1 protein-coding gene is annotated in these 1,553 nt (G+C 68.4%); it reads left to right on the top strand.

Annotated elements, in window-relative coordinates; translation table 11 throughout:
- On the top strand, positions 1-1,553 hold a 1,553-nt coding region (locus tag ACWC97_RS33945), incomplete at both ends, for a condensation domain-containing protein (RefSeq protein ID WP_450653670.1).

The raw sequence follows: 1,553 nt of genomic DNA, 5'->3' as shown, positions 1-1,553 counted from the left end.
AACTCGACCGAGGAGACCATCACCGCTGTCTGGACCGACGTCCTGGGCATCGACACCATCGGCATCCACGACAACTTCTTCGAACTCGGCGGACATTCACTGCTCGCGACCCAGGTGACCTCGCGCCTCAGGCAGCGGCTCGGCGTAGACGTTCCGGTCCGCGCCCTGTTCACCTCGCCCACCCCGGCCGCGCTGGCCGAGGCCGTGCGCGATGCGGAGGCGGCCGACGCGGCACCACTGGTCCCGCGTGAACGAGACGGCGATCCACTTCCGTTGTCGTTCGCGCAGCAGCGGCTGTGGTTCCTGGACAAGTTGACGCCGGGCAGCGCCGAGTACCTCGTTCCGTTCGGCCTACGCGTGCGGGGCGCACTCGACATCGGTGCACTGGGCGCGGCGTTCACCGGCCTGGTGGCCCGGCACGAGGTGCTGCGGACCCGGTTCTTCACGGACGAAGCGGGCCGCCCCGCACAGATCGTGGACGCACCGTGGGCGGTCACTCCGGCGGTGCACGACGTCCGGACCGTCCCTGCGGACGACCGGGAACAGGCCGCACTGGAGATCATGGCAGCCGAGGCGCGGAGACCGTTCGAGCTGGACAGCGGGCGACTCCTGCGGGCCGACGTGGTGCGTCTCGCGGATGAAGATCAGTACGTACTGATCACACTGCATCACATCGTTTCGGACGGTTGGTCCTCCGGAATCCTGGCCCGTGAGCTGCGCGAGCTGTACGCGGCCGCCGTGGCGGGGCGTGAGGCTTCGCTTCCCGGGCTGTCGGTTCAGTACGCGGACTTCGCCGCCTGGCAGCGGGAGCAGCTCAGCGGGGACTTGCTGGAGAGGCAGCTGAAGTACTGGCGCGAGCGCCTCACAGGGGTGCCGACCCTGGAGCTGCCCACCGACCACGGCCGACCCGCCGAACGAGAGGGGGCCGAGGGCGACACCGTGTACTTCTCGGTGCCGTCGGAGGTGGTGGAGGCGTTGCGGGTGACGGCGCGTGGGCAGGGTGCGAGCCTGTTCATGGTGCTGCTGGCCGTCTTCCAGATCGTGCTGGCCCGTTACTGCCGGCAGGACGACATCGCGGTCGGGACTCCGATCGCCGGTCGGAACCGGGCGGAGACGGAGGAGTTGATCGGTTTCTTCGTGAACACGCTGGTGCTGCGGACGGATCTCGCCGGCGACCCGACCTTCGTCGAGTTGCTGGATCGGGTGAAGGAGACCGCGCTCGGTGCGTACGACCACCAGGACCTGCCCTTCGAACGCCTCGTCGACGAGCTGGCCCCCGACCGCGACCTCTCCCGCAATCCGCTGTTCCAGACACTGTTCGTCTTCCAGAACACCCCGGACGGCGAGTCGTGGAGCCTTCCTGGCCTGACGGTCGAGCAGGTCGGTGTGGGGGGCCAGGACGCCAAGTTCGACCTTCAGCTGACTGCCGTGGAGGCGGACGGTGAGCTGCAGGCGGCTCTGGAGTATCGGACGGATTTGTTCGATCGGGTGTCGGTGGAGCGGTTGGCGGGGCATTTGGTGACGTTGGTGGGGTCGGTGGCGGCTGCTCCGGG

This window comes from Streptomyces sp. NPDC001108 (assembly GCF_053598535.1).
The sequence above is the reverse complement of the archived record's forward strand: the minus strand, read 5'-3'. Positions and strand labels throughout refer to the sequence as shown.